A 1,047-nucleotide genomic window follows, 5' to 3' on the forward strand; every position below is an offset into this window, starting at 1 on the left:
GGAGAGCTTGTGCGGCGGTGCACAAAGTCTTGCGGTGATCGATGGTAGGCATCGGCCAAGCTCTGGCCAACCCATTCGACCAACGATTCACGGCGACTTCCGGCACCGCCGCACAAGCTCTCCTCAGGAGGTTTCCTTGCACCGCCGTCGTCGCACCGCGCTCCTCCTCACCGCCGCGATCGCGGCGGCTCCTCTGCTCACCGCCTGCGGGAACGACGCGCACCCCGGTGCGGCGGCCGTGGTCGGCGGGGAGCGGATCACCGTGTCGCAGCTGGAGAACCGCGTCGACGAGGTGCGCGCCGCCCAGCGGGCCGCCGTCCCGGACGACGCGCAGTACCAGCAGGCCATCGCCCGGACCGGCGGCCTGACCCGCGACACCCTGCACAGCATGGTGCTGGACCGGGTGCTGGAGCGCGCCGCGCGCGACGCCGGGGTGACCGTCTCCGACCGCGAGGTGCAGCGCACCCGGGCCGCCTTCGAGGAGCAGGCCGGCGGCGCCGAGGCGCTGGAGGCCGCCTGGCTCCAGCAGTACGGGGTCCCGCCGCGGCGCCTCGACGACAACCTGCGCCTCCAGGTGACGGCGCAGAAGCTCGCCCAGAAGCTCGGCACCGACACCGGCCGCCCCGAGTTCTGGAAGGCGCTGTCCGACGCCAGCAAGGAACTCGACGTCGACCTCAACCCCCGCTACGGCGAGTGGGACGCGGAGAAGAGCAGCCGGGTGGACGCCAAGACGCCGTGGGTGAAGGACGTCACCGCTGTGGACGGGCCGCCGCTGGGCCTGTGACGTGGGCTAGTTTCGAAGGGTGAACGCAACCAGCCCCGCCCCCGGCCGTGTCGTCCTGCTCACCACCAGCCACCGGGTCGCGCCAGGACTGCTGTCCTGGCCCGCCTGGCAGGCCCTGCACGCCGCCGACCGGGTGCTGTGCGCGGACGGCGCCCACCCGCAGCTGCCGTACCTGCGCGAGGCGGGCATAGCCGTCGAGGAGGCCGCGCCCACCGCCGAGGAGGTCGTCGACGCCTGCGCCGGCGGCCGCACGGTGGTCGTCG

General features: G+C 73.4%; 1 protein-coding gene and 1 pseudogene. Both read left to right on the top strand.

The window, feature by feature from the left end; all coding sequences use genetic code 11:
* Positions 1–136 precede the first annotated feature (136 nt).
* Positions 137–784, top strand: coding sequence for a SurA N-terminal domain-containing protein (locus tag CCN29_RS34330; protein ID WP_006135875.1), 648 nt, complete (start codon positions 137–139; stop codon positions 782–784).
* 19 nt (positions 785–803) lie between these two features.
* A pseudogene (locus tag CCN29_RS34335) lies at positions 804–1,047 on the top strand (nucleoside triphosphate pyrophosphohydrolase); the annotation flags it as partial.

This window comes from Streptomyces pseudogriseolus (assembly GCA_002154585.1).
Classification (GTDB): Bacteria; Actinomycetota; Actinomycetes; order Streptomycetales; family Streptomycetaceae; genus Streptomyces; species Streptomyces pseudogriseolus.